This is a genomic window from Streptomyces griseicoloratus (assembly GCF_014534645.1).
Taxonomy (GTDB): Bacteria; Actinomycetota; Actinomycetes; order Streptomycetales; family Streptomycetaceae; genus Streptomyces; species Streptomyces griseicoloratus.
On the sequence record NZ_JACVQF010000190.1, the window covers coordinates 143,194 to 167,231 of the forward strand.

A 24,038-nucleotide genomic window follows, 5' to 3' on the forward strand; every position below is an offset into this window, starting at 1 on the left:
CGGTGCGTTCGTCGTTACACAGCTACGACGGACCGGGCGGGCGCGATGTGACAGCCCGGCGAGGCGGTTTGATGTGACCTGCGTCTCACCGTACGGCAGGGCGGGCGAGGAGCCGCTCCAGCGCGGCCGTCACCTCGGCCGGGCGCTCGTCCATGACCCAGTGCCCGGCGTCGTCCAGCATCGTCAGTTCGGCGCCGGGGATGGTCTCGGCCAGCTCGGTCGCGATCCCCGGGCGCAGGTAGGCGTCCGTCCGGCCCCAGACGATCGCGGTGGGGCAGGAGATGCCGCCGAGGCGCCGGCGCAGTTCGGGGCGGGGTGCGGTGCGGTAGTCGCCGAAGTAGTGGACCAGCCAGCGGCGGCCATGCGGTGCGTCCATCCAGTCGACGTAGTCGGCGAGCAGCGCCGCGTCCACGTGGCCGTCGCGGACGAGCGGCATCAGGGAGCGGCGGTGGATGGCGGCGAGCGGCAGGCCGGTCGTCAGCCGGCGCAGGACCGGCGTGCGTCCGGCCAGGCTGATCAGGCTGAAGACCGCGTACCAGCGTCCGACGAACGTCGACTGCGCGCGGCTGTTGAGGATGGCGAGGCGGCGCACGCGGCCCGGGTGGGTCTCGGTGAAGCCGAGGGAGAGGAAGCCGCCGTAGTCGTGTCCGACCAGGTTCACGGCGTCGTCGACGTCCAGTGCGTCCAGCAGCCGGCCGACGCGGGCGACCTCGGTGTCGTAGTCGAAGGACAGGTGCAGGGGGCGTTCGGACTCGCCCCAGCCGAGGAGGTCGGGGGCGATGACGCGGTGCCGTCGGGCCAGGGGCGGGATCTGGTGGCGCCAGCAGCGGTGGTTGGCGGGGTAGCCGTGCAGGAGCAGGACCGGCTCGGCGTCGGGCGGCCCCCACTCGTGGCAGGCCACGCGGGCGCCGTCGACCACGACCGACCGGGCGCGGGCCGACGCGGTGCCGGGGACCTCGGTGCCGGGGATCTCTGTACTCATCGTCTCGTCTCCCCTGCGACGTCATCTCACTACTCAGTGGCTACCGGGCCGGGGCGCGTTCCGGCGCGAAGGCTTTGAACAAGGTGTTCAACATATACCGTTGACAACAGGGCGTTGGCCGTTCGACCCTGGCTCCATGTCTTCCATATCCGGATCCGAACAGCCCAGCGACCCGTTCACGCCCCCCTCCCCCGACGAGGCCCGCGCCCAGCGCGTCTACCCCTCCCTCTTCCGCATCGCCGAACGCCACGCCGCCACCGACGAACAGCGCCGCCGTCAGGTGCACCCGTCGGTGCTGGGGCCGCACGAGGCCGTCCGGCTGGTGTCGTTCCTGCTCAGCGGGGCCGCGCAGGTGACGGAGGGCGAGCCCGAGGTGGACCGCGCCGACATCACCGCCGCGCTGACCCTCATGCCGTTGGTGCGCGGGGAGCTGGACGAACTGGAGGCCGGGCTGCTGCAGATGGCCCGAGGGCGTGGCATGACCTGGCACGAGATCGCGTTCGGGCTGGGACTGGGGACGCCCCAGGCCGCCCGGCAGCGGTACGAGCGGCTGTCCGGCCGCGTCGACACCGACGATCGCGGGTAGACCGGCCGCGTCGAGACCGGTGACCGCGGTAGGCCGGCCGCTCACCCCGGCGCGTGGGCCCCGCCCGCGGAGGATTAGCCTCGGGCGGAGAAGTCGGTCGGCAGCAGGAGGCAGGAGGCAGGCATGGCGAAGGTTCCCAGCTCGGTGGTGGCCGCGAGCGGTCTCGTCGGCGGATACGGCATCGCCCGCTGGACGAAGAAGCGGCAGCTCGGCGGGGCCGTGCTCGCCGTCGCCGGGGCCGCTGCCGCGCAGCAGTGGCGGGAGCGGGCCGGTGGGAGGGCCGCGGGGGCGCTGTCGGCCGCGTACGTCGCCGCCTTCGCCGGGTCCCACCCGCTGGCCAAGAAGGTGGGCGCCTGGCCGGCGGTGTTCGGGGTGGCGGGCGCCGTGGCCCTGGCGTCCTGGGCCGTCGCCGACCGGCGCGGCTGATCCGGCCCAGGATCCGTTCGGCCCGGGATCCGGTCGGCCCACGATCCGGTCGGCCCGGGATCCGTCCGGTGGTCCGTCGGGTGGGATCAGGGGCGGTGGTGGCTCAGTACGTTGACCACCTTGCCGTTCGGGTCCCTCACGAAGAACCGCCGTACGCCCCACTCCTCGTCCCGCAGCTCCCGCACGACCTCCGCGCCCGCCGCCCTCACCCGCGCGTACACGGCGTCGACGTCCTCGACCTCCACGCTCAGGTCGGGGACGACGGGCGCGGTGCGTTCCTCGGTGAAGAAGCTGATCTGGGCGGTCGGGTTCGCCGGGGAGGCCAGGGTCGTCACCCAGCCCATGTTCATGACCTCCTCGAAGCCGAGCAGGCCGTAGAAGTCGCGGCCGGCGGACAGATCTTCCTCGGACTCGACCTGGACGTTGGGGACGATCCTGCGGACGGTCATCGGTGCGCTCCTCGCGGTGGGCCGGTCAGGGCGGTTGGCCGGTCAGGGCGGTTGGCCGGTCGGGCCGTGGGCCGGTCGGGCCGTGGGCCGGTCGGGCCGTGGGCCGGTCGGGCCGTGGGCCGGTCGGGCCGTGGGCCGGTCGGGCCGTGGGCCGGTCGGGCCGTGGGCCGGTCGGGCGAATGCCCCGACCCTACGTCGCCTACACCGCCGCGGTGCTCGACCCCGGCGTGCCGCCCCTGACGGAGTCGTCCACCGCCGACAGCGGCTGGGCGATGTCCTCCAGCGAGCGGCGTTCCGCCTTCACCGCCAGGAACGCCGCCACCAGACCGGCCGCGCACATCAGCCCGGCGCCGATCTGGAAGGCGAGCACCGTGTCGCCGACCACGCCGGACTCGGTGAGGCCGGCGAACAGCAGCGGGCCGCTGATCCCGCCGGCGGCGGTGCCGAGGGCGTAGAAGAAGGCGATGGCCATCGCGCGGGTCTCCATGGGGAAGACCTCGGAGACGGTCAGGTACGCGCTCGACGCGCCCGCCGACGCGAAGAACAGCACCACGCACCAGCAGGCCGTCATGGTCGTGGCCGTGAGCGAGCCGCGGTCGAACAGCCACGCCGTCACGAACAGCAGCACACCCGACAGCAGGTACGTGCCCGAGATCATGATCCGGCGGCCGACCGTGTCGAAGAGCTTGCCGAGCAGCAGCGGGCCGAGGAAGTTGCCCGCGGCGATGACGGCGAAGTAGTAGCCGGTGTGCCCGGTCGGCACGTCGAAGAAGGTGATGAGGATGGCGCCGAAGCCGAAGGTGATGGCGTTGTAGAGGAACGCCTGGCCGATGAAGAGCGACAGGCCGAGGAACGCGCGGCGCGGGTAGCGGGCGAAGACCGTCCTGGCGATCAGGCCGAAGCCGATGCTCTTGCGCTGGTGGATGGTGATCTCGCCGGCCGGCGGGGGCAGCTTCTCACCCTTCTCCCGCTCGATCTCCCGTTCGACAGAGGTCACGAGCCGGTCGGCTTCGTCGCCGTGGCCGTGGATGAACTGCCAGCGCGGGCTCTCCGGGACGTGCCGGCGGACCAGCAGGATGACCAGGCCGAGGACCACGCCGAGGGCGAAGCTGAGCCGCCAGCCGAGGTCCTTGGGGAAGATCGCGGTGTCCAGCATCAGGATCGACAGCAGGGAACCGCCGACGGCGCCCAGCCAGTAGCTGCCGTTGATGACGAGGTCGACGCGGCCCCGGTAGTGCGACGGGATCAGCTCGTCGATCGCCGAGTTGATGGCGGCGTACTCGCCGCCGATGCCGAAGCCGGTGAGGAACCGGAAGAGGAAGAACCACCAGGACTCGAAGGACAGGGCGGTCAGCGCGGTCGCCGCCAGATAGACGGCCAGCGTCACCATGAACAGCTTCTTGCGGCCGTGGCGGTCGGTCAGCCGGCCGAAGAACAGGGCGCCCGAGCAGGCGCCCGCCACGTACAGGGCCACGGCCGTCCCGGTGATCTGGGCGGAGGTGATGTCCAGGCCGCTGCCGTCCTCGGCGATGCGGCCGGCGACGTTGCCGACGATCGTGACCTCCAGGCCGTCCAGGATCCAGACGGTGCCGAGGCCGATCACGATCATCCAGTGCCACCGGGACCAGGGCAGGCGGTCCAGGCGGGCCGGGACGGCGGTGGTGACCGTTCCCGTGGAGGCGGGCACAGAGGCCGAAGACGACGATTCCGCTGTCATGACGATCCCGCTGCCATGGGACTCCCTCTTCCGCTGGGCGACCCCACCCGTGTGCCCGGAACCGGAGGGAGCAAGCCCGGCCGGTCGCCCGGGTCACGCCCCCAGCATGCGGGAGACGGTGTAGATCAGCAGCCCGGCGAGCGAGCCGACGACCGTGCCGTTGATGCGGATGAACTGCAGGTCCCGGCCGATGTGCGCCTCGATCTTCTTGGTGGTGTGCTCGGCGTCCCAGCCCGCCACGGTGTCGGTGATCAGCGAGGTGATCTCCCGGCGGTAGGTGGTGACGACGTACACCGCCGCGCCCTCGACCCAGGTGTCGACCTTGCCCTGGACCTTGGCGTCGGAGGACATGCGGGCGCCCAGCGACAGCAGCGAGGCCCGTACCCGCATCCGCAGCTCGCTGCGCTCGTCCTCCGCCGCCGAGACGATCATGGACCGTACGGCCGTCCAGGCGGAGGCGATCAGGTCCTGGACCTCGCCGCGGCCCAGCACCTCGGTCTTCAGCCGCTCCACCCGCGCCCGGGTGTCGGTGTCGGACTGCAGGTCGGAGGCGAAGTCGGTGAGGAAGCGGTCCAGGGCGCCACGCGCCGGGTGCGCGGGCATGTCGCGCATCTCGGTGACGAAGCGCAGCAGCTCCTTGTAGACGCGCTCGCCGACCTTGCGGTCCACGAACCGTGGCGTCCATCCCGGGGCCCCGCCCTGCACGGCGTCCATCACGGAGTCGCCGTGCAGCACCAGCCAGTCGTGCGCGCGGGAGACGACCAGGTCGACGACCCGTCTGTGGCCGCCGTCCGCGACGACCTTGTCCAGCATCTTGCCGATGCCGGGCGCGATCTCGGCGGCATCGGCACGGCGGGTGATCGCCTCGCCGACCACCGCCTGCACGTCGGAGTCGCGCAGCACGGTCAGGGCACCCCGCAGGGCGGCGGACAGCTCGGCCGTCACCCGGTCGGCGTGTTCGGGCACGGCGAGCCAGGCGCCGAGCCGGCTGCCTATGCCGACGGCGCGCAGCCGCTGGCGTACGACGTCCTCGGAGAGGAAGTTCTCGCCGACGAACTCGCCGAGCGAGACGCCCAGCTGGTCCTTCTTGGTCGGGATGATCGCGGTGTGCGGGATGGGCAGGCCGAGGGGCCGGCGGAAGAGGGCGGTGACCGCGAACCAGTCGGCGAGGGCACCGACCATGCCGGCCTCGGCGGCCGCGGCGACATAGCCCGCCCAGGGGCCGGCGCCCTGGTGGGAGGCCCACTTCGCGAGGACGTACACCAGGGCCACGAAGAGCAGCAGCCCGGTGGCGGTGAGTTTCATACGGCGCACTCCGCGCCGCTTCTCCTCGTCGGCCGGGCTGAAGGCCGTCATCGCGCGGTTGGTCAGGGGGCCGGGGCGGGCGGCGCGCCCGTCGAGGCTCCCGGTACCTGCGGCACTCCTCTCAGAAGTGTCCGGAAGTTCCACTTTCGTCCGTTCCATCCGCTCCACCCGTTCGACGATCCCTCACACATTGTCCCTTCCTGACCGACTCCCGGAACGGAACACAAGTTCCCGGCGTCTGTCCGGAGGGGGGAACGCCGGGGGGTCCCGCGCTCTTTCCCCGGCCCGTGACGCATCATGGGCACGTCGGACCGGAGCCTCGGGCTCCCCTCGCCCGAGGAGAACAGCACAGCATGACCCGGGGTCGTGACGCGGACGCGGGGGCGTCTCCCGCGGGGGCATCTCCTGCGGGGGCCTCACCCGCGGGGGCATCACCTGCGGGGGCCTCACCCGCGGGGGCACCTACCACGGGGGCACGTGCCGCGGGCACGCCTGCCACAGGAGCTTCACCCGCCGGGACGCCCGCCGCAGGGGCATCGCCCGCCGGGACGCCCGCCGCGGCGGCACCTGCCGCGGAGCACCCTCCCGCAGGAGCAGCACCCGCGGAGACGCCCACCGCAGGGGCATCACCCGCAAGGACACCCGTCGCAAGGCACCGTGCCCCCGCGGGGGCGCTCCCCGCGGCGCCACCCGCCGCAGGGACGTCTCCCGTAGGAGCAGCACCCGCGGGGACCTCTCCCGCAGGGACATCCCCCGCGACGACCCCCGTCGCCAAGCACCGTGCCCTGCTGGCCGCGATCGTCGCGCTCGTCGTGGCCATGTCCGCCGCCATATACGCCGGGGTGGCGGCCGACGACGGTACGAAGAGCCGCGCCCCGCTCACCGGCGCCCGGCCCCCGCACAACGACGCCGCACCCGCCTCCACCGGCACCTGGGTCGGCGCCTGGTCCACCTCCCCGGCCGCCGCGGAACCCGGCACCGAGACGACCGGCATGGCGGGCCGCTCGGTGCGCAACATCGTCCACGCGGGCGTCGGCGGCACGAGCGCCCGGATCACCCTGTCCAACCTCTACGGCCAGTCCCCGCTCACCATCACGCACGCCACCATCGCCCTGGCCGACGGCACCGGCACCGCCGCCGCGACCGCCGACAGCATGCGCCGGCTCACCTTCGGCGGCAGCCCCCGGGTCGTCATCCCGGCCGGCGGACAGGCGATCAGCGACGCCACGCGCATCGCCGTGCCCTACGGCGCCGACGTCCTGGTCACCACTTACTCCCCCACCCCCTCCGGCCCCGTCACCTACCACCCGCACGCCCGGCAGACCAGCTACGTCGCCGTCGGCGACCGCACCGAGGACGTCACCGCCGCCGCCTACACCGAGCCGACCCCGTACTGGCGCTACCTGACCGCGCTCGACGTGCTGAGCCACGAGGCGCAGGGCACCGTCGTCGCCCTCGGCGACTCCATCACCGACGGCTTCGGCTCCACCGTCGACGCCAACCACCGCTGGACGGACTTCCTCGCCGCGCGGCTGCGCGACGCGGCCGAGGACGGCCGGGACGTGCCGCGCTACAGCGTCGTCAACCAGGGCATCAGCGGCAACCGGGTGCTCACCGGCGGCCGCGGACGCCCCGCCGACAACCCCAGCGGCCTGACCCGGTTCGCCCGGGACGTGCTCGGCCGCCCGAACGTCCGGGCCGTCGTCATCTGCCTCGGCGTCAACGACGTCCTGCACAGCCCGGAACTCGCCGACCGCGACGCGATCCTCGACGGCCTGCGCACCATGGTCGACCAGGCGCACGCCCGCGGGCTGAAGGTCGTCGGGGCGACCCTCATGCCGTTCGGCCGCCACCGCGGCTACACCGACGCCCGCGAGACCATGCGGCAGGAGATCAACGCCGAGATCCGCGCCGGACGCGTGTTCGACGCCGTCGTCGACTTCGACAAGGCCCTGCGCGACCCGTACGACCCGCGCAGGCTGCGCTCCGAGTACGACTGCGGCGACCACCTGCACCCCAGCGACAAGGGCTACGAGCGGATGGCCCGGGCCCTCGACCTCGACGACCTGAAGGGCGCGGCACCGGCACGCCTGTGACCGGCGGCAACGCCAGTGCCCGGCCGCCCGGCGTTCCCCGGAATACTGGACCCCATGACCCGCTTGATCCTCGCCACCCGCAACGCCGGAAAGATCACCGAGCTCCGGGCGATCCTCGCCGACGCCGGCCTGCCCCACGAACTCGTCGGCGCCGACGCCTACCCCGACATCCCCGACGTCAAGGAGACCGGCGTCACCTTCGCCGAGAACGCCCTCCTCAAGGCCCACGCCCTCGCGCAGGCCACCGGCCTCCCGGCGGTCGCCGACGACTCCGGCCTCTGCGTCGACGTCATGAACGGCGCCCCCGGCATCTTCTCCGCCCGCTGGGCCGGCCGCCACGGCGACGACAAGGCCAACCTCGACCTGCTCCTGGCCCAGATCGCCGACATCGCGGACGAACACCGGGGCGCCCACTTCGCCTGCGCGGCGGCGCTCGCGCTGCCCGACGGCACGGAACGCGTGGTCGAGGGCCGGCTGACGGGCGTACTGCGCCACGAACCCGCCGGCACGGGCGGCTTCGGCTACGACCCGATCCTCCAGCCGGACGGCGAGACCCGCACCTGCGCGGAACTGACGGCGGAGGAGAAGAACGCGATCAGCCACCGCGGAAAGGCGTTCCGCGCACTGGTACCGGTGGTGCGGGAGCTGTTGGGCTGAGCGACGGCTGAGGGGCTGGGTTCCTTGGATTTGAAGGAACCCAGCCCCTTTACTCTGTGGGCCCGGTGGGACTCGAACCCACGACACACCGGACCTAAACCGGCGCCCTCTTGCCAGCTGGGGTACGGGCCCGCAGCGGTGCCTACTCTACTGGGCGCCCCGAGCGATTCGTCGGCCTCCTCTGCACCAGGTGCTAGTGATCGCGTGGCAGTTGGGGCACAGCAAACGCAGATTCTCTCGCCGGTTGTCGCGCCAGTCCCCGTTGATGTGATCGATCTCCAGCGTCATGGGCTTGCCGAGCCACTCCGAGGCAACTCCACATCTGGCGCACGCCTCGGGTACACCGACTTCGCGTAGCGCGCGGCGCAGCAGGGTGGTCTTGGTCCGGTGCCTGTCATCGTGCTGGACCAGAATGTCCTCGGCGCACTTGGCTGTCGAGCTGGTCCTGCCCCGTTGGTGTGCCTGCCCGAGGAAGTGAGACGTGTCGATGCCGTCTTCTGCGACCCACTGGTGAAACAGCGTGCGTAGCTGGCCGCTGCATGGCCTGCCCAAAGTCCTCAGGGCACCTGCGATGGAGACCGCTCCCGCGACCGCGCTCCGCAGCTCGTCAGCAGTTGGTCTCGGGGGCGGGTTCGCGGCTCGCCGCCGACGAGGGAAATGTGAGATGTCGATGCCGAAGTGTTCGAAGCGCTTGTACAGGTGCCGACGGAGGTTGCGATAGGGCCGGGCGTCAAGGAAGGCGATGACCTCATCGATGTCGGCGCACTTCTCGGCAGCCTCGGCCAGTCGCTCGCGGGTGTACTGGACCCCGCTGGTCATGAGGCACGCCCCTTGCCGCGGCCCCTGTAACTGTCCGTGGTCGAATGACAGTTGGGGCACAGCAGCCGCAGATTCTCGATCCGGTTGTTCCGCCAGTTGCCGTCGATGTGGTCGACCTCGAGTGGCAGGGGCTCCCCGAGCCACACCGGCTCGATTCCGCAGAGTGCGCAGCGCTCCTCCACGCCGAGCTCGCGCATCGCCCTCTTGAGCCGGCTGCTCGGGACGCGCGCGGCGTGCTCAGACGTGTCCTCGACGAGGATCTCTTCTGCGGTCCGGCGGCGCTGGTTGTATCTCTGCCGCTCCGTGCGGACCACTGGCGTGAAGTGCGAGGTGTCGATGCCGTAGGCCCTGATGCGCCGGGAGATGTTCGTGTGATGCCCTCCGACCGGGTCGAGTCCGAGCCGACGCAGGACCTCGTTGACACTCCTCGACTCGGCGACCACAGGCTCAAGGACCTCCCTCGTCCACTTCGCTCCCTCCCGCTCGAAGTGTGAGACTTCCACCCCCAGCTTCCTCATACGGTCGAAGATGTACCGCCGCTTCCAGCTCTTCGGATCCACCCCCAGCCGAACCAACGCCTCCGACAACGTCCGCGCCCCCCGAGCCGCCTCCTCCAGCCGCTCCTTGGTGTACGCGCTCGTCCTGGCCCCCATCGAACCCCCTCCGCTCCCGGCCACGCGTTCGCGGCCTCGCACGGAGTAACGAACCGTTTATCGGACCGTCACGCACGGAAAGCAGAGCGGCTCCCGCCGGGCCGTGCCGGTGGGAGCCGTTCCTCAGTCGCGGGGAGTCGTCCGTCAGATGCCCAGGTCCTTGATGATCTTGGCTACGTGGCCCGTCGCGCGGACGTTGTACAGGGCGCGTTCGACCTTGCCGTCCTCGTCCACGACGATCGTGGAGCGGATGACGCCCATGTACGTCTTGCCGTAGTTCTTCTTCTCACCGAAGGCGCCGTAGGCGTCCAGGACCTTCTTGTCCGGGTCGGCGAGGAGGGTGACCTTCAGGGACTCGGCCTCGCGGAACTTGGCCAGCTTCTCCGGCTTGTCGGGGGAGATGCCGATCACGTCGTAGCCGGCACCGGCCAGGAGTTCGAGGTTGTCGGTGAAGTCGCACGCCTGCTTCGTGCAGCCCGGGGTGAGGGCCGCGGGGTAGAAGTAGACGATGACCTTGCGGCCCTTGTGGTCGGACAGGGACACCTCGTTGCCGTCGGCGTCCGGGAGGGTGAAGGCGGGGGCCACGTCCCCGGGCTGGAGTCGCTCGCTCATCGATCCAGCGTAACCGGGGGTCCTGACAGTGCGGTGCCGTGCGAAGCTGACAGACTGTTCCGAACAGCATCAGCTTCACATCGGAGGCCGTACGGTGGCGGACACGTCGGACACGAGAACCCCGGCGCAGATCGAGGCGGACATCAGGCGCCGCCGCGAGGTGCTGGCCGAGACGCTGGACGAGATCGGGGTGCGCGTGCACCCAAAGACGATCATGGGTGATGCCAAGGCCAAGGTCGTCTCCAACATCGATCACACGCTCGGGCGGGCCTACGTCGAGGTCAACCGTGCGGTCAGCGATGTGAAGTCGCGGTTCGTCGACGAGGACGGCGCCCCGCGGCTGGAGCGGGTGGTGCCGGTCGCCCTCGTGGTCGTCGGGGTGGTGGGGCTGCTCGCCCTGGGCACCCGGCGGCGCAAGGGCTGAGACGAGGCAGGTAGGTTCAGGGCGTGAGCGCCAAGAGAAACGAGCACAGCACCCAGCACGACAAGCTGCCCATCCGGATGCTGCACGACCGTGTACTCGTGCGGCAGGACACCAGTGAGGGCGAGCGGCGTTCCGGAGGCGGCATCCTGATTCCCGCCACGGCGGCGGTCGGCCGGCGGCTGGCCTGGGCCGAGGTCGTCGCGGTGGGGCAGAACGTACGGACCGTGGAGCCGGGCGACCGGGTCCTGTTCGACCCGGAGGACCGGGCCGAGGTCGAGGTGCGGGGCATCGCGTACGTGCTGATGCGTGAGCGTGATCTGCACGCCGTGGCCGCGGACCGCTTCGAGGGGTCGGAGGACTCGACCGGACTGTATCTGTAGGGCCCTGCGGAGCAACGGCCGAAGGGGCTGGTGACCGGTGTCACCAGCCCCTTCGTGCGTCCTTTGCTACCTTGGAGGGACCCGACGAGACGCGCCGTACCGGGTCAAGGAAAAGACGACGCACCACCGTTTCGTTCGTTCACACGGAGGTGCCTGTCATGGCGTGGGTTCTGCTCGTCGTCGCCGGTCTGCTGGAGGTCGGCTGGTCGATCGGGATGAAGTACACCGACGGTTTCACGCGGCTCGTGCCGAGTCTGCTCACCGGTGCCGGGATCGTCGCGAGCATGATGCTGCTGTCGTACGCCGCCCGGACGCTGCCCATCGGTACCGCCTACGGCGTGTGGGTGGGGATCGGTGCGGCCGGTGCGGCGGTGCTCGGCATGGTGGTGCTGGGTGAGCCGGCGACCGCCGCCCGGATCTTCTTCATCTGTCTGCTGCTGGTCGCCGTCGTGGGGCTGAAGGCGACCTCGGGTCACTGATCCGCCGGCGCGTCGTGGGCGTCACTGGCGGCGGGGTGCGATGGGCAGTCCGCCGCCGACCGTCGTCCCGGTGTCGGTGCTGCCGCCCGCGCCGCTGGTGTCGCCGCCCTCCGTGGTGCCGCCGTCGGACGAGGTGTCCCCGCCGTCCCCGCCGTCCTCGCCGCCGCCGGAGCCGGGCTCGGTGCTGGCGCCGCCCGTGCCGGGACCGCCGGTCGAGGGGGCGCCCGAGGCGTCCTCACCGGTCGTGCCGCCCGGCTCGGTGCTGGCGCCGCCGGTCTGTGGCGGGGCGTCGGTCCGGGTCTCCTCGCCGGTGCCGGCGGCGTCCTCTTCGGTGCCCGGCTCGTCGGTCTCCTCGCCGGTGCTCGGGCCGTCGGAGGGCCCGTCGGACGGGGCCTGGGAGGCCTCGGCGCCGGCCTGGAGCTGGAGCTCGAAGCCGCGGACGGGCTCGCCTTCGAGTGCGTCCCGGGTGTACTGGGCCCAGATCTCGGCGGGCGCGCCGCCGCCGTTCATGCGGGGCAGGCCCATGGCGCCGTACAGCGGCTTGTGGGCGGCGGTGACCGGGTCCTGGCCCATGACGGCGACGACCGTGGCGAGGTCGGGGGTGTAGCCGGCGAACCAGGCGGCCGTGTCCTCCTCCGCGGTGCCGGTCTTGCCGGCGGCGGGGCGGCCGGCGGCCTGGGCGTTGGTGGCGGTGCCGTTCTGGACGACGCCGCGCAGGACGGCGGTGGTGGTGTCGGCGGCCTCGCGGCTGACGGCCTGCCGCTCCTGCCGCTCGGGCAGCTCGACGGTCTCGTTCCCGTCCTTGGTGACCTTCTCGACCAGCGTGTACGTGCCGTGCCGGCCGTGGTTGGCGAGCGTGGCGTATGCCTCGGCCATGTCCAGGACGCTGGCGGTGGCCGTGCCGAGGGCGATGGCGGGGCCTTCCGGCATCTCGGGGGTGTCGGCGGGCAGTCCGAGGTCGATCGCGGTCTGCCTGACCTTGCCGGGGCCGACGTCCACGGCCATCTGCGCGTACACGGCGTTCACGGACTTGTCGGTGGCCTCGCGGACGGGGATGTCGCCGTAGTCGTGGTGGTCCTCGTTCTCCGGGGCGTAGGGGGCGCCGGTCCAGCCCTGGACGGGGCGTTCGCTGGTGCCGTCGTAGATCGTGTTCGGGTTGATCATGCGGCCGTCCTGGGTCTGGGAGTGGTTCTCCACGGCCGAGGTGAACACGAAGGGCTTGAAGGTGGAGCCGACCTGGAAGTCGCGGCGGGTGGCGTTGGGCGTGTACTGCTTGACGTAGTCGATGCCGTTGTACATCGCGACGACCTTGCCGGTCTTGGGGTCGACGGAGGCTCCGCCGGCGCGGACGTAGGTGTCGACCTTGCGGTTCTTCTGGTCCAGGCGGGACATCAGCTTGTCGTCGACGGCCTTGACGAAGGCGTCCTGCTTGTCCTTCTGCAGGGTGGTGGTGATGCGGTAGCCGCCGCGGTCGAGTTCGTCCTCGGCGACGATCTTGTTCTGGATCAGGTAGTCCTTGACGATCCGGACGACGTAGCCGCGCTGTCCGGACATGCCGGTGGAGACGGTGGTCTCCTTGGGCATCGGGAAGGTCAGGCCGGCCCGTTCGGACTGGGCGAGCCAGCCCTTCTTGACCATGCCGTCCAGGACGTAGTTCCAGCGGGCCTGGGCGGCGGGCTTGTTCTCGGGGTGGGCGACGACGTCGTACTCGCTGGGCGCGTTCAGCAGTGAGGCGAGGTAGGCGCCCTGGGCGGCGGTGAGCTCGGTGGCGTCGACGCCGTAGTAGGCCTGGGCGGCGGCCTGGATGCCGTAGGCGTTGCGGCCGAAGAAGCTGGTGTTGAGGTAGCCCTCCAGGATCTCGTCCTTGCTCTTCTCCCGGTCGAGCTTGATCGAGATGAAGAACTCCTTCACCTTGCGGGTGACGGTCTGCTCCTGGGCCAGGTAGTAGTTCTTGACGTACTGCTGGGTGATGGTGGAGCCGGACTGCTTGCCCTTGCCGGTGGCGGTGTTCCAGGCGGCCCGGACCATCGCCCCGGGGTCGATGGCGGACTCGGTGTAGAAGTCGCGGTCCTCGGCGGCGAGTACGGCGTGCTGGGCGTCCTTGGAGATCCGGGCGAGGTCGACGCTCTCGCGGTTGACCTCGCCGTCGCGGGCGAGGACGCTGCCGTCGGCGTACAGGTAGACGTTGCTCTCCTTGGTGGCGAGCGCGTTGGCCGGCGGGATGTGTACCAGCGAGTAGCCGAGGAAGAAGCCGCCGACCAGCAGCAGGGCGGCGATGACGCAGGCGCCCAGCGTGATGCGCCAGGTCGGGATCAGCCGGCGCCATCCGGTCCGCTTCGGCCGCTTCGGCTTCTTCGGCAGCCCGTCTCCGGGGCTGCCGGCCGCCTGTGGCCCTGTCGGCGCCCCCCAGCCCTGATTCGGCTGCTGCGGCTGCGGCTCGTCGCTCATGTCGTGCACGGACTCCTGTTTCGCGTCGTACGGGTCTCTCGTACGGCCTGTACTACCTGTGCTGCCTGTACTACGTGTGCTGCGTGTGCCGTCTGTACTGGCTGTGCTGCGTGTACTGCCTTGTGCGCTTCTGCGCCCCAGATGAAGACTCTCGCACCACGCGTTCCGTTCCCGGTCAGCGGCACACCCGTGAAATTCTGGGGGAGGCCGTGAAATTCCGTGGCACGGCCCCTCGCCGGCGCACTAGGCTCCTGCGCTTCGGTGCCGGAGCGGGAGGAGGGCGGTGGGTGTGGGCTCGGGGCGGTTGTACGCGGCCGTCGCGGCGGGGGGATTCCGACGGTACGCGACGTATCGGGCGGCCACGGCGGCCGGGGTGTTCACCAACACGGTCTTCGGGCTGATCCTCGTCTACACCTATCTGGCCCTGTGGGAGGCGGAACCGCACCTCGGGGGCTACGACCAGGCGCAGGCCGTCACCTTCGTGTGGCTGGGGCAGGCGCTGCTGTCGACGCTGGCGATCGGGGGCGGCGGCTTCGAGGACGAGCTGATGGAGCGCATCCGTACGGGTGACATCGCGGTCGACCTGTACCGGCCGGCCGACCTCCAGCTGTGGTGGCTGGCGGCGGACCTGGGCCGGGCGCTGTTCCAGTTGCTGGGGCGCGGGGTGGTGCCGTTCGCGTTCGGTGCCGTCTTCTTCCCGATCGCGCTGCCGCGGGAGGCGTCCGCGTGGGCGGCGTTCCTGGTCGCCGTGCTGCTGGCGATGGTGGTGAGCTTCGGGCTGCGGTACCTGGTGGCGCTCTCGGCGTTCTGGCTGATGGACGGCACCGGGGTGACGCAGATGGCGTGGCTCGCGGGGTTCTTCTGCTCGGGGATGCTGCTGCCGCTGAACGTCTTCCCGGGCGCGCTCGGCGAGGTCGTACGGGCCCTGCCGTGGTCGTCGATGCTCCAGGCGCCCGCGGACGTGCTGCTGGGCGAGGCCGGTGCGCCGGGCACGTTCGCCTTCCAGGCGGGCTGGGCGCTTGCGCTGCTGGCGCTCGGGCGGCTGGTGCAGTCGGCGGCGACGCGGCGGGTGGTGGTGCAGGGTGGCTGAGGTGGCCGATGTGGCGGAGGCCGGCGATGCGGCCGAGGTGACCGCCGGGGCGGCCGTGCGGGGTGGCCGGGTGGCCGAGGGGCTGCGCGCCTACCGGCTGATCGTCGCGATGTGGATCCGGTCGACGATGGCCTACCGGACCTCCTTCGTGCTGACGACGCTCGGCAACTTCGCGATGACCGCGCTGGACTTCGTGGCGATCCTGCTGATGTTCTCCCGGGTCGACGCGCTCGGCGGCTACGCGCTGGGCGAGGTCGCCTTCCTGTACGGCCTGACCAGCCTCTCCTTCGGGATCGCCGATCTCGCGATCGGTTCGATGGAGCGGCTGGGCCGCCGGGTGCGCGACGGCACGCTGGACACGCTGCTGGTGCGTCCGGCGCCGGTGCTGGCGCAGGTGGCCGCCGACCGCTTCGGGCTGCGCCGGCTGGGCCGGATCACGCAGGGGGCGCTGATCCTCGCCTACGCGCTGGTCACCGTCGGCATCGACTGGACGCCGGGGAAGCTGCTGCTGATGCCGGTGATGGTGGTCAGCGGGGCCGGGATCTTCTGCGCGGTGTTCGTGGCGGCGGCGGCCTTCCAGTTCGTGGCGCAGGACGCCGCCGAGGTGGCCAACGCCTTCACCTACGGCGGTACGACGCTGCTGCAGTACCCGCCCACGGTGTTCGCGCGGGAGCTGGTGCGGGGGGTGACGTTCGTGGTGCCTCTGGCCTTCGTCAACTGGCTGCCGGCGAGCTACGTGCTGGAGCGGCCGTATCCGCTGGACCTGCCGGCGTGGGTGGCGTTCGCGCCGCCGGCGGTGGCGGTGGCGTGCTGCGCGCTCGCCGGGCTGGCGTGGCGGGCGGGGCTTCGTTCCTACCGGAGTACAGGGAGTTGACCGGCGTGGACACCGACCTCGGTGCGGGTTTCATCGCGCTCGACGGCGTCGAGAAGGTCTTCGACGTGCGCAAGAAGACCGGTTTCCTCAAGCGGGAGCGGCGGCAGGTGCGGGCCGTGGACGGGATCTCCTTCACCGTGGCCCGCGGCGAGATGGTCGGCTACATCGGTCCGAACGGGGCGGGCAAGTCGACGACGATCAAGATGCTCACCGGCATCCTGACGCCGAGCGGCGGCCGGCTGCGCGTCGCCGGGATCGACCCCGCCCGGGAGCGGACCCGGCTCGCGCACCGCATCGGGGTGGTGTTCGGGCAGCGTACGACGCTGTGGTGGGACCTGCCGCTGATCGACTCCTACCGGCTGATGCACCGCATGTACCGCATCCCGGACGCCCGTTACCGGGAGAACCTCGACCGGTGCGTGGAACTGCTGCAGCTGGGCGAGCTGCTGGACGTGCCTGTGCGGCAGCTGTCGCTGGGGCAGCGCATGCGCGGGGACATCGCCGCGGCCCTGCTGCACGACCCGGACGTGCTCTACCTGGACGAGCCGACGATCGGCCTGGACGTGGTCTCCAAGGCCAAGGTGCGGGAGTTCCTGCGGGAGTTGAACGCCGAGCGGGGCACGACGGTCCTGCTGACCACGCACGACCTCCAGGACATCGAGCAGCTGTGCTCCCGTGTGATGGTCATCGACCACGGGCGGCTGATGTACGACGGTCCGCTCGCCGGGCTGCACGAGGCCGGCGAGAGCGAGCGGACCCTGGTGGTGGACCTGGAGCGGGAGTTGCCGCCGATCGAGGCGCCCGCGCCGGCGCGGGTGGTGCGGGTGGAGGGGCCGCGGCAGTGGCTGGCGTTCCCGGCGACGGAGTCGGCGGCGGGGCTGGTGGCGGCGGTCGCGGCCCGGTATCCGCTGGTCGACCTGTCGGTGCGGGAGCCCGACATCGAGGCGGTCATCGCCAAGATCTATGCGGAACGCACGAGCGCGTAGTGCCGGGCGCGGCGACCTCGTAGGCTGCTGGGCATGACCGACGACGCCCCGGAGCTCCGAGCATCCGACGCCGACCGTGAACGAGTCGCCGAGGTCCTGCGGGACGCCCTCGCCGAGGGGCGTCTGGACATGTCCGAGTTCGAGGAACGCCTGGACGCCACGTACCGGGCGCGTACCTACGGGGAACTGGCGCCGATCACCCGGGACCTGCCGGACGCCGGCGCGGCGGCCCGGGTGTCGATGACCAAGGAGCCTGCGGCGACCGGGCGTTGGGCCGACCGGATCACCGGTGGCGAGGGGTCCTCGACGTGGGCCGTCGCCGTGATGTCGGGGTTCCAGCGCAAGGGGCGCTGGACGGTGCCGAAGCGGTTCAACTGCTTCACCTTCTGGGGCGGCGGGGAGATCGACCTGCGGGAGGCGCACTTCGCGGACCGGGAGGTCGTGATCAACTGCGTCGCGATCATGGGCGGGGCGACGGTGATCGTGCCGCCCGGTGTCGAGGTGGTGGTGCGCGGCATCGGCATCATGGGCGGCTTCGACCAGCGCGAGGAGGGCGTTCCCGGTGAGCCCGGCGCTCCCCGGGTGATCCTCACGGGTTTCGCCTTCTGGGGCGGGGTCGGGGTGGCGCGCAAGCTGCCGCGGGCGGAGAAGCTGCGGCTGAAGGAGGAGCGCCGGCAGGAGAAGCTGGAGCGCAAGGCCGCGCGCAAGGAGCTGCACTCCTCGTTCCGGGAGGACGTGGAGGAGGCCCACCGCAAGATGCTGGACGGGCACCGCGACCTGATGCGCGAACACCGCGAGGAACGCCGCGAGCAGCGCGAGCTGCGCCGCGAGGAGCGGGACCGCCGCCGCAGGGACGAGGACTGAGCGGACGCCGGGCGGGCCTGTCGCCGGGCCCCGGTGTGCGGCTCGGCGTCCTGCTCCGTGTGCGGCCGCCCGTCAGGGCGTGCAGACCTTGGTCAGTTCGCCGGCCGCGTCGGTGAGGGGGCTGAGGTCGGGGGTGGTGTCGCCGGTGTCGACGGCCGTGCGGATGTTGTCGACGGCCTTGCCGAGGTCGTCGACGGCCTTGTTGACGTCGGCGTCGTCGGTCTGGTCGCCGATCTTGTCGAGGTTCTTGTCGATGGAGTCGAGGGACTCCTCCAGCTGCGTCGGGTCGTTGGACGCGTTCTCCACGGCCTGCTGGAGTTCGGTGACGCTGTCGGCGATGGTGTCGGCGGTCTGGACGCAGTCCAGTGCCTTGTCGACGGCGTCGCAGCCGGTGGTGAGGCCGGCCGTCAGCGCGGCGACCGTCAGGGCCGCGGCGGATATGAGGGTACGGCGACGGGGGCTGCGGCGTCGGGTCGCGGCCATGGGTCTCGGTCCTTCCCCTGGTGACCGGGCCGGGCGGCCCGAGTGGCGGGTGCGGCACCGGGCGTACGGTGGCGACGCCGTACGCCCGTACTGCTAGTGACGCGGCCGTGGGCGGCCGAGTTGCGCGCCGGGCCGGTTTGCTTGGGGTGCCCTTTACTTTTCGGTGATCGTATCGAGTGCCCTGCGCTGGAGGGCGGCCAGCTCGGTGCAGCCGGCGGCGGCGAGGTCGAGCAGGGTGTCGAGCTCCTCGCGGGCGAAGGGTTCGGCCTCGGCGGTGCCCTGGACCTCGACGAAGCGTCCGTCGCCGGTGCAGACGACGTTCATGTCGGTGTCGGCCCGTACGTCCTCCTCGTAGCGGAGGTCGAGGAGCGGGACGCCGCCGACGATGCCGACGGAGACGGCGGAGACGCTGCCGGTCAGGGGCTTGCGGCCGGGCTTGATCAGCTTCTTGTCCTGGGCCCAGGCGATGGCGTCGGCCAGCGCGACGTAGGCGCCCGTGATCGCCGCCGTGCGGGTGCCGCCGTCGGCCTGGAGGACGTCGCAGTCGAGGACGACGGTGTTCTCGCCGAGCGCCTTGTAGTCGATGACGGCGCGCAGGGAGCGGCCGATGAGGCGGCTGATCTCGTGGGTGCGTCCGCCGATGCGGCCCTTGACGGACTCGCGGTCGCCGCGGGTGTTGGTGGCGCGGGGCAGCATGGCGTACTCGGCGGTGACCCAGCCTTCGCCGCTGCCCTTGCGCCAGCGCGGGACGCCCTCGGTGACGGAGGCGGTGCACAGGACCTTGGTGTCGCCGAAGGAGACGAGGACGGAGCCCTCGGCGTGCTTGCTCCAGCCGCGTTCGATGGTGACGGGGCGGAGCTGTTGGGGGGTGCGGCCGTCGATTCGTGACATGCGGTGAGCCTAGCCGCCCATGCGGAAGGGGCCCCTCCCGCGGTCGGGAAGGGCCCCTTCTCAGCCGGACCGGCCTGGTCGCCGGTTCACATCATGTCTTCGATCTCCGCGGCGATCGGGTCGGCGTCGGTGCCGATGACGACCTGGATGGCGGTGCCCATCTTGACGACGCCGTGGGCGCCGGCGGCCTTCAGCGCGGCCTCGTCGACCAGTGCGGGGTCGTGAACCTCGGTGCGGAGCCGGGTGATGCAGCCCTCGATCTCGTCGATGTTGTCGATGCCGCCGAGCCCGGCAACGATCTTCTCAGCCTTGCTGGCCATGTTCCTTCTCCCTGATCCGAACCGCTTTGTCGCAGTAACCCACAGTTGGCCCATCTTCGCGAGCGGTCATGCGGTACGTACCGAATGATGGCGTCACGACAGCGGAACCGTCCGCCAACTGGTCTACACCACCGTGCGGACGGCCGCCAAACCGCCTCCCGCGCGAGAGGACCGGACGGAGACCGGATGAGTGCCGACAGTGCGGTCAGCCCCGCTCGCGCCCGCTGGAACAGTCTGTTCCAGGGGTTGCAGAAGATGGGCCGGAGCCTGCAGTTGCCCATCGCGGTCCTGCCCGCCGCGGGCATCCTCAACCGCCTCGGCCAGCCGGACATGTTCGGGGACGACGGACTGGGCTGGACGACCGTCTCCAAGGTGATGGCGGGTGCGGGCGGGGCGCTGCTGGACAGTTCACTGGGGCTGCCGCTGCTGTTCTGCGTGGGCGTGGCCATCGGGATGGCGAAGAAGGCCGACGGTTCGACGGCGCTGGCGGCGGTGGCGGGCTTCCTCGTCTACTTCAATGTGCTGCGGCAGTTCCCGCAGGACTGTCCGGAGGGCGCGGAGGCGGTGCCGAACGTCGGGTGCCGGCTGACCGACGGGTCGGGGACGGTGACGGCGTTCACGTACCAGAACCCGGGGGTCTTCGGCGGCATCGTGATGGGGCTGACGGCCGCCTACCTCTGGCAGCGGTTCCACCGGACCAGGCTGGTGGACTGGCTCGGCTTCTTCAACGGGCGCCGGCTGGTGCCGATCATCATGGCGTTCGTGGCGATCCTGTTCGCCGCGCTGTGCCTGTGGATCTGGCCGCCGATCGGGGACGCGCTGGAGAGCTTCAGCGACTGGCTGAGCGGGCTGGGCGCGTGGGGCGCGGGAGTGTTCGGGCTCGCGAACCGGGCGCTGCTGGTGATCGGCCTGCACCAGTTCCTGAACGTGCCGATCTGGTTCCAGTTCGGCAGTTACACCAAGCCGGACGGCACGGTGGTGCACGGCGACATCAACATGTTCCTCCAGGGCGACCCGACCGCGGGCCAGTTCACCACGGGGTTCTTCCCGATCATGATGTTCGCGCTGCCGGCGGCGGCCCTGGCGATCACGCACTGCGCGAAGCCGCACCGCCGCAAGGAGGTCGGCGGCCTGATGCTGTCGGTGGCGCTGACGTCGTTCGTGACGGGGATCACCGAGCCGCTGGAGTACTCGTTCCTCTTCATCGCGCCGGCGCTGTACGCGGTGCACGCGGTGCTGACGGGGGTGTCGATGGCGGTGACGTGGGGGCTGGGCGTGAAGGACGGCTTCAGCTTCTCGGCCGGGCTGATCGACTACGTCATCAACTGGAAGCTGGCGACCGAGCCGTGGCTGATCATTCCGATCGGCCTGTGCTTCGCGGTCGTGTACTACACCGTGTTCCGGTTCGCGATCACGAAGTTCGACCTGAAGACGCCGGGGCGGGAGCCGGAGGAGGAGGTGGAGGACGTCACCAAGGTGTAGCCCTCACGTACCCTTTTCCCGTGGTCTCGCGAAGGCCCCCGGACGCTCGGTCCGGGGGCCTTCGGCACGCCTTCCGCCGGGGCGCTTCCAGCGCTTCGGCCCGGCACGGCGCGTAGCGCTCCCGTCGCGGAATCGCGGGTTCCTTACGCGGCCTTCATCGTGCTACAACAGGTCTACACCACTAGTGGTGTAGACCATCACCCGATGGAGGACTTATGAGCACCGCCACCGCAACGGCGGCCCCCGCAAAGAAGCGGGGATCCGGCCTGATCCAGGGCCTGCAGAAGGTCGGCCGCAGCCTGCAGCTCCCGATCGCCGTCCTGCCGGCGGCGGGCATCCTGCTGCGCCTGGGTCAGCAGGACGTCCAGGACAAGCTGAACCTGCCCGACAAGGTCACGGCGGTGTTCGCGACGGCCGGTGGCGCGATCTTCGACAACCTGCCGATGCTGTTCTGCATCGGTGTCGCGATCGGCTTCGCCAAGAAGGCGGACGGTTCCACGGCGCTGGCCGCCCTGGTCGGCTTCCTGGTGTACAGCAACGTCCTCAAGGCTTTCCCCGTCACCGAGGCGAAGGTCCAGGCCGGCGAAGACATCGCCGCGACCTACAACAACCCCGGGGTGCTCGGCGGCATCGTCATGGGCCTGCTGGCCGCCGTCCTGTGGCAGCGCTTCCACCGCAAGAAGCTGGTGGACTGGCTCGGCTTCTTCAACGGCCGCCGCCTGGTGCCGATCATCATGGCCTTCGTGGGCACCATCATGGGTGTCTTCTTCGGTCTGGTGTGGGAGCCGATCGGTGAGGTCATCTCCGACGTCGGCGAGTGGATGACCGGTCTCGGCGCCGTCGGCGCGGGTCTGTTCGGTCTGATCAACCGCGCGCTGATCCCGGTCGGCATGCACCAGTTCGTCAACACCGTGTCCTGGTTCCAGATCGGCGACTTCACGGACGCGGCCGGCGAGATCGTCCACGGTGACCTCAACCGGTTCTTCGCCGGGGACCCTGACGCCGGTCAGTTCATGTCGGGCTTCTTCCCGATCATGATGTTCGGTCTGCCGGCCGCCGCGATCGCCATCGCGCACGCCGCCCGTCCCGAGCGCCGCAAGGCCGTGATGGGCATGATGGTCTCGCTGGCGCTGACCTCCTTCGTGACCGGTGTGACCGAGCCCATCGAGTTCGCGTTCATGTTCATCGCGCCGGTGCTCTACGCGATCCACGCCGTCCTGACCGCCCTGTCGATGGCGATCACCTGGGCGTTCGGCGTCCACGCGGGCTTCACCTTCTCCGCGGGCTTCATCGACTACGCGCTGAACTGGAACCTGGCCACCAAGCCGTGGCTGATCATCCCGATCGGCCTGGTCTTCGCGGTGATCTACTACGTGCTCTTCCGGTTCGCGATCACCAAGTTCAACCTCCCCACCCCGGGCCGCGAGCCCGAGGAGGAGGTCGAGGACCTCACGAAGGCGTGAGCGCTCCCCGCACGGCATGACGAAGGCCCCGGAACCGTCGAGGTTCCGGGGCCTTCGCGCACGTACGCCTCCGGATCGCGGCGCGCGTCAGATCTCGTACGACACACCGGGCGCCGCCAGCTCCACCGGCCCGTCGTACACGGCCTGCGCGTCGGTCAGGTTGACGCGGGGGTCGGTCCACGGCGGGATGTGGGTGAGGACCAGGCGCCGGGCTCCGGCGCGGGCGGCGGACTCGCCCGCCTCGCGGCCGTTGAGGTGCAGGTCCGGGATGTTCTCCTTGCCGTGCGTGAAGGCCGCCTCGCACAGGAACAGGTCGGTGTCCCGGGCCAGTTCGTCCAGCGCGGCGGAGACCCCGGTGTCACCGGAGTACGTCAGCGACCTGCCGCCGTGCTCGACGCGGATGGCGTAGGCCTCCACGGGGTGGGCGACGCGCTCGGTGTGCACGGTGAGCGGGCCGATCTCGAAGGTGCCCGGCTTGACCGTGTGGAAGTCGAAGACCTCGCTCATGGACGAGGCGGAGGGGGTGTCGGCGTAGGCGGTGGTGAGCCGGTGCTCGGTGCCCTCGGGTCCGAAGACGGGCAGCGGGGCGCAGCGGCCCCCGTCGTGCCGGTAGTAGCGCGCCACGAAGTAGGCGCACATGTCGATGCAGTGGTCGGCGTGCAGATGGCTGAGGAAGATCGCGTCGAGGTCGTAGAGACCGCAGTGGCGCTGCAGCTCGCCCAGGGCTCCGTTGCCCATGTCGAGGAGCAGCCGGAAGCCGTCGGCCTCGACGAGGTAGCTCGAGCAGGCCGATTCCGCGGACGGGAACGACCCCGAGCAGCCGACGACGGTGAGCTTCATGAAGCAGAAACCTCCGCTGGCGGGTGTGGAGAGACGGGGGTCGTGCGGTTCGTCGAGCGTAAGGCGCAAAACCTTCGGTCGCTCCTCCGCCAGGGGCCGTTGTGGGGGAACTCACCTGTGGTGTCACCGGTTCGGCTGGAAGTGGGGCGCTCGGGGCCGCCGTGGGGGCGCGCGGGAGCGGCACGCGCCGGTAACGTCGACGGTATGGACACGTCCTGGTGGCTCGCGCTCGCGGCGGTGGTACTGCTCGCGCTCGTCGCCGTGGTCGTCGACGGCTGGGGCCGGGGGCCGCGGCCGGGGGGCCGGCTCAGGCCGTGGGCGCGTCCGGCGGGGCCCGGCGGGCGCACGGCCCGGCCGCGGCCGGCGGAGATCTGGTGGGCGAGCGTGCCGGACGAGGACGCCCGGGGTGCGGGTGCCGGTCCGGGCCCCGCCGCGGGAGAGCCGCGGGGCGGCCCCAGGGACCGGCCGTGCCTGGTGATCGCGGTGCGCAGGCGCCGCGTGGTCGTCGCGAGGATCACCAGCCGCTACCGGGACGAGCGGGCCGGGGTGATCCCGCTGCCCCCGGGTTCGGTCGGGAACGCGCGGGGGCGTACGAGCTTCCTGGAGACGGACGAACTGCGCGAGGTGCCGGTGCGGGACTTCCGGCGCCGGGTCGGCGTGGTGGACCCGGTCCTGTGGGACCAGGTCCGTCACCTCGCGACGTAAACGCCCG

At 71.1% G+C, this 24,038-nt stretch carries 26 protein-coding genes, 1 tRNA gene and 1 riboswitch; of the genes, 14 read left to right on the plus strand and 13 right to left on the minus strand.

Annotated features, from left to right (window positions below):
- Positions 1–85: 85 nt before the first annotated feature.
- Positions 86–982: an alpha/beta fold hydrolase gene (locus H0H10_RS16695; RefSeq protein ID WP_188181756.1), complete on the minus strand. Its 897-nt coding sequence runs from the start codon at positions 980–982 to the stop codon at positions 86–88.
- A gap of 136 nt (positions 983–1,118) precedes the next feature.
- On the opposite strand from H0H10_RS16695, the gene H0H10_RS16700 reads away from it, so the two are divergent.
- Together H0H10_RS16700 and H0H10_RS16705 are read left to right on the plus strand one after the other, a co-directional pair.
- Positions 1,119–1,568 (plus strand): DNA-binding protein, encoded by a 450-nt coding sequence (locus tag H0H10_RS16700; RefSeq protein WP_188181757.1) that lies wholly within the window; start codon positions 1,119–1,121, stop codon positions 1,566–1,568.
- Between the two features lie 123 nt (positions 1,569–1,691).
- A complete protein-coding gene (locus tag H0H10_RS16705) occupies positions 1,692–1,994 on the plus strand; it encodes a hypothetical protein (protein WP_188181758.1) in 303 nt (100 codons plus the stop codon).
- Between the two features lie 86 nt (positions 1,995–2,080).
- On the opposite strand, the gene H0H10_RS16710 is transcribed toward H0H10_RS16705, so the two are convergent.
- The 3 genes from H0H10_RS16710 to H0H10_RS16720 all read right to left on the minus strand — a co-directional run bounded on the left by H0H10_RS16710 (position 2,081) and on the right by H0H10_RS16720 (position 5,624).
- Entirely contained in the window at positions 2,081–2,443 is a 363-nt protein-coding gene (locus tag H0H10_RS16710) for a VOC family protein (RefSeq protein WP_188181759.1), read from the minus strand.
- Positions 2,444–2,642: 199 nt separating this feature from the next.
- Positions 2,643–4,160 carry an MFS transporter gene (locus tag H0H10_RS16715; RefSeq protein WP_188181760.1) on the minus strand — a complete coding sequence of 506 codons (1,518 nt, stop codon included), beginning with the start codon at positions 4,158–4,160 and terminating at the stop codon, positions 2,643–2,645.
- A 93-nt stretch (positions 4,161–4,253) separates the two neighbouring features.
- Entirely contained in the window at positions 4,254–5,624 is a 1,371-nt protein-coding gene (locus H0H10_RS16720) for a DUF445 domain-containing protein (RefSeq protein WP_188181761.1), read from the minus strand.
- A gap of 659 nt (positions 5,625–6,283) precedes the next feature.
- Here H0H10_RS16720 and H0H10_RS16725 point away from each other — a divergent pair.
- The gene (locus H0H10_RS16725; protein ID WP_188181762.1) at positions 6,284–7,561 is read left to right on the plus strand and encodes an SGNH/GDSL hydrolase family protein; all 1,278 of its coding nucleotides are present in this window, start codon (positions 6,284–6,286) and stop codon (positions 7,559–7,561) included.
- 54 nt (positions 7,562–7,615) lie between these two features.
- Positions 7,616–8,218 (plus strand): RdgB/HAM1 family non-canonical purine NTP pyrophosphatase, encoded by a 603-nt coding sequence (rdgB, locus tag H0H10_RS16730; RefSeq protein WP_188181763.1) that lies wholly within the window; start codon positions 7,616–7,618, stop codon positions 8,216–8,218.
- 57 nt (positions 8,219–8,275) lie between these two features.
- Here rdgB and H0H10_RS16735 read toward each other — a convergent pair.
- The 4 genes from H0H10_RS16735 to bcp form a co-directional block, all read right to left on the minus strand.
- A tRNA-Leu gene (locus tag H0H10_RS16735) sits at positions 8,276–8,350 on the minus strand.
- Between the two features lie 15 nt (positions 8,351–8,365).
- Positions 8,366–9,037 carry an HNH endonuclease signature motif containing protein gene (locus H0H10_RS16740; RefSeq protein WP_188181764.1) on the minus strand — a complete coding sequence of 224 codons (672 nt, stop codon included), beginning with the start codon at positions 9,035–9,037 and terminating at the stop codon, positions 8,366–8,368.
- The gene (locus H0H10_RS16745) at positions 9,034–9,690 is read right to left on the minus strand and encodes an HNH endonuclease signature motif containing protein (protein WP_188181765.1); all 657 of its coding nucleotides are present in this window, start codon (positions 9,688–9,690) and stop codon (positions 9,034–9,036) included. Before H0H10_RS16745 ends, H0H10_RS16740 begins: the two co-directional genes overlap by 4 nt.
- Positions 9,691–9,834: 144 nt before the next feature.
- Positions 9,835–10,302, minus strand: coding sequence for a thioredoxin-dependent thiol peroxidase (gene bcp, locus H0H10_RS16750; RefSeq protein WP_188181766.1), 468 nt, complete (start codon positions 10,300–10,302; stop codon positions 9,835–9,837).
- Positions 10,303–10,396: 94 nt separating this feature from the next.
- Here bcp and H0H10_RS16755 point away from each other — a divergent pair, with 94 nt between their 5' ends.
- From H0H10_RS16755 to sugE, 3 genes are all read left to right on the plus strand, one after another.
- Complete coding sequence (locus H0H10_RS16755; RefSeq protein ID WP_188181767.1) at positions 10,397–10,726, plus strand: DUF3618 domain-containing protein; 330 nt, start codon at positions 10,397–10,399, stop codon at positions 10,724–10,726.
- Between the two features lie 23 nt (positions 10,727–10,749).
- Positions 10,750–11,106, plus strand: a complete 357-nt coding sequence (locus H0H10_RS16760; protein WP_053749266.1) for a GroES family chaperonin — start codon at positions 10,750–10,752, stop codon at positions 11,104–11,106.
- A gap of 55 nt (positions 11,107–11,161) precedes the next feature.
- Positions 11,162–11,231, plus strand: a riboswitch (guanidine-III (ykkC-III) riboswitch).
- 33 nt (positions 11,232–11,264) lie between these two features.
- On the plus strand, positions 11,265–11,585 hold the full coding sequence (gene sugE / locus H0H10_RS16765) for a quaternary ammonium compound efflux SMR transporter SugE (RefSeq protein ID WP_188181768.1): 321 nt from the start codon (positions 11,265–11,267) through the stop codon (positions 11,583–11,585).
- 21 nt (positions 11,586–11,606) lie between these two features.
- On the opposite strand, the gene H0H10_RS16770 is transcribed toward sugE, so the two are convergent.
- The gene (locus H0H10_RS16770; RefSeq protein ID WP_188181769.1) at positions 11,607–14,033 is read right to left on the minus strand and encodes a transglycosylase domain-containing protein; all 2,427 of its coding nucleotides are present in this window, start codon (positions 14,031–14,033) and stop codon (positions 11,607–11,609) included.
- Between the two features lie 283 nt (positions 14,034–14,316).
- Between H0H10_RS16770 and H0H10_RS16775 the strand changes: the two genes are divergently transcribed.
- The 4 genes from H0H10_RS16775 to H0H10_RS16790 are packed head-to-tail and all read left to right on the plus strand — an operon-like array spanning position 14,317 to position 17,847.
- A complete protein-coding gene (locus tag H0H10_RS16775) occupies positions 14,317–15,123 on the plus strand; it encodes an ABC transporter permease (protein ID WP_188181770.1) in 807 nt (268 codons plus the stop codon).
- A gap of 10 nt (positions 15,124–15,133) precedes the next feature.
- A complete protein-coding gene (locus tag H0H10_RS16780; RefSeq protein ID WP_373566848.1) occupies positions 15,134–15,997 on the plus strand; it encodes an ABC transporter permease in 864 nt (287 codons plus the stop codon).
- Positions 15,994–16,983, plus strand: a complete 990-nt coding sequence (locus H0H10_RS16785; protein ID WP_223179983.1) for an ABC transporter ATP-binding protein — start codon at positions 15,994–15,996, stop codon at positions 16,981–16,983. The genes H0H10_RS16780 and H0H10_RS16785 overlap by 4 nt, the downstream gene beginning before the upstream one ends.
- Positions 16,984–17,016: 33 nt before the next feature.
- Positions 17,017–17,847 carry a DUF1707 SHOCT-like domain-containing protein gene (locus H0H10_RS16790; protein WP_188181772.1) on the plus strand — a complete coding sequence of 277 codons (831 nt, stop codon included), beginning with the start codon at positions 17,017–17,019 and terminating at the stop codon, positions 17,845–17,847.
- 72 nt (positions 17,848–17,919) lie between these two features.
- Here H0H10_RS16790 and H0H10_RS16795 read toward each other — a convergent pair whose 3' ends face one another.
- The 3 genes from H0H10_RS16795 to H0H10_RS16805 form a co-directional block, all read right to left on the minus strand.
- Positions 17,920–18,330, minus strand: a complete 411-nt coding sequence (locus tag H0H10_RS16795) for a hypothetical protein (RefSeq protein ID WP_188181773.1) — start codon at positions 18,328–18,330, stop codon at positions 17,920–17,922.
- Between the two features lie 153 nt (positions 18,331–18,483).
- Positions 18,484–19,221 carry a ribonuclease PH gene (rph, locus tag H0H10_RS16800; RefSeq protein WP_188181774.1) on the minus strand — a complete coding sequence of 246 codons (738 nt, stop codon included), beginning with the start codon at positions 19,219–19,221 and terminating at the stop codon, positions 18,484–18,486.
- A gap of 86 nt (positions 19,222–19,307) precedes the next feature.
- Complete coding sequence (locus H0H10_RS16805; protein WP_188181775.1) at positions 19,308–19,541, minus strand: PTS sugar transporter subunit IIB; 234 nt, start codon at positions 19,539–19,541, stop codon at positions 19,308–19,310.
- 186 nt (positions 19,542–19,727) lie between these two features.
- On the opposite strand from H0H10_RS16805, the gene H0H10_RS16810 reads away from it, so the two are divergent.
- Both H0H10_RS16810 and H0H10_RS16815 read left to right on the plus strand, forming a co-directional pair.
- Positions 19,728–21,023: a PTS transporter subunit EIIC gene (locus tag H0H10_RS16810; protein WP_188181776.1), complete on the plus strand. Its 1,296-nt coding sequence runs from the start codon at positions 19,728–19,730 to the stop codon at positions 21,021–21,023.
- A 215-nt stretch (positions 21,024–21,238) separates the two neighbouring features.
- A complete protein-coding gene (locus H0H10_RS16815) occupies positions 21,239–22,486 on the plus strand; it encodes a PTS transporter subunit EIIC (protein WP_188181777.1) in 1,248 nt (415 codons plus the stop codon).
- Positions 22,487–22,573: 87 nt separating this feature from the next.
- Here the strand turns inward: H0H10_RS16815 and H0H10_RS16820 are convergent, their stop codons facing one another.
- Positions 22,574–23,326, minus strand: coding sequence for an MBL fold metallo-hydrolase (locus H0H10_RS16820; RefSeq protein ID WP_188181778.1), 753 nt, complete (start codon positions 23,324–23,326; stop codon positions 22,574–22,576).
- A gap of 204 nt (positions 23,327–23,530) precedes the next feature.
- Between H0H10_RS16820 and H0H10_RS16825 the strand changes: the two genes are divergently transcribed.
- On the plus strand, positions 23,531–24,031 hold the full coding sequence (locus H0H10_RS16825; protein WP_188181779.1) for a type II toxin-antitoxin system PemK/MazF family toxin: 501 nt from the start codon (positions 23,531–23,533) through the stop codon (positions 24,029–24,031).
- Positions 24,032–24,038: the final 7 nt, after the last annotated feature.

Coding starts and splice junctions, on each gene's coding strand:
- H0H10_RS16820 (WP_188181778.1), bottom strand. CDS start 23,326: ATGAAGCTCACCGTCGTCGGCTGCTCGGGGTCGTTCCCGTCCGCGGAA.
- bcp (WP_188181766.1), bottom strand. CDS start 10,302: ATGAGCGAGCGACTCCAGCCCGGGGACGTGGCCCCCGCCTTCACCCTC.
- H0H10_RS16815 (WP_188181777.1), top strand. CDS start 21,239: ATGAGCACCGCCACCGCAACGGCGGCCCCCGCAAAGAAGCGGGGATCC.
- H0H10_RS16720 (WP_188181761.1), bottom strand. CDS start 5,624: ATGGAACGGACGAAAGTGGAACTTCCGGACACTTCTGAGAGGAGTGCC.
- H0H10_RS16825 (WP_188181779.1), top strand. CDS start 23,531: ATGGACACGTCCTGGTGGCTCGCGCTCGCGGCGGTGGTACTGCTCGCG.
- H0H10_RS16700 (WP_188181757.1), top strand. CDS start 1,119: ATGTCTTCCATATCCGGATCCGAACAGCCCAGCGACCCGTTCACGCCC.
- rdgB (WP_188181763.1), top strand. CDS start 7,616: ATGACCCGCTTGATCCTCGCCACCCGCAACGCCGGAAAGATCACCGAG.
- H0H10_RS16725 (WP_188181762.1), top strand. CDS start 6,284: ATGTCCGCCGCCATATACGCCGGGGTGGCGGCCGACGACGGTACGAAG.
- sugE (WP_188181768.1), top strand. CDS start 11,265: ATGGCGTGGGTTCTGCTCGTCGTCGCCGGTCTGCTGGAGGTCGGCTGG.
- H0H10_RS16695 (WP_188181756.1), bottom strand. CDS start 982: ATGAGTACAGAGATCCCCGGCACCGAGGTCCCCGGCACCGCGTCGGCC.
- H0H10_RS16740 (WP_188181764.1), bottom strand. CDS start 9,037: ATGACCAGCGGGGTCCAGTACACCCGCGAGCGACTGGCCGAGGCTGCC.
- H0H10_RS16770 (WP_188181769.1), bottom strand. CDS start 14,033: ATGAGCGACGAGCCGCAGCCGCAGCAGCCGAATCAGGGCTGGGGGGCG.
- H0H10_RS16710 (WP_188181759.1), bottom strand. CDS start 2,443: ATGACCGTCCGCAGGATCGTCCCCAACGTCCAGGTCGAGTCCGAGGAA.
- H0H10_RS16805 (WP_188181775.1), bottom strand. CDS start 19,541: ATGGCCAGCAAGGCTGAGAAGATCGTTGCCGGGCTCGGCGGCATCGAC.
- H0H10_RS16715 (WP_188181760.1), bottom strand. CDS start 4,160: ATGACAGCGGAATCGTCGTCTTCGGCCTCTGTGCCCGCCTCCACGGGA.
- H0H10_RS16745 (WP_188181765.1), bottom strand. CDS start 9,690: ATGGGGGCCAGGACGAGCGCGTACACCAAGGAGCGGCTGGAGGAGGCG.
- H0H10_RS16810 (WP_188181776.1), top strand. CDS start 19,728: ATGAGTGCCGACAGTGCGGTCAGCCCCGCTCGCGCCCGCTGGAACAGT.
- H0H10_RS16795 (WP_188181773.1), bottom strand. CDS start 18,330: ATGGCCGCGACCCGACGCCGCAGCCCCCGTCGCCGTACCCTCATATCC.
- H0H10_RS16705 (WP_188181758.1), top strand. CDS start 1,692: ATGGCGAAGGTTCCCAGCTCGGTGGTGGCCGCGAGCGGTCTCGTCGGC.
- rph (WP_188181774.1), bottom strand. CDS start 19,221: ATGTCACGAATCGACGGCCGCACCCCCCAACAGCTCCGCCCCGTCACC.
- H0H10_RS16790 (WP_188181772.1), top strand. CDS start 17,017: ATGACCGACGACGCCCCGGAGCTCCGAGCATCCGACGCCGACCGTGAA.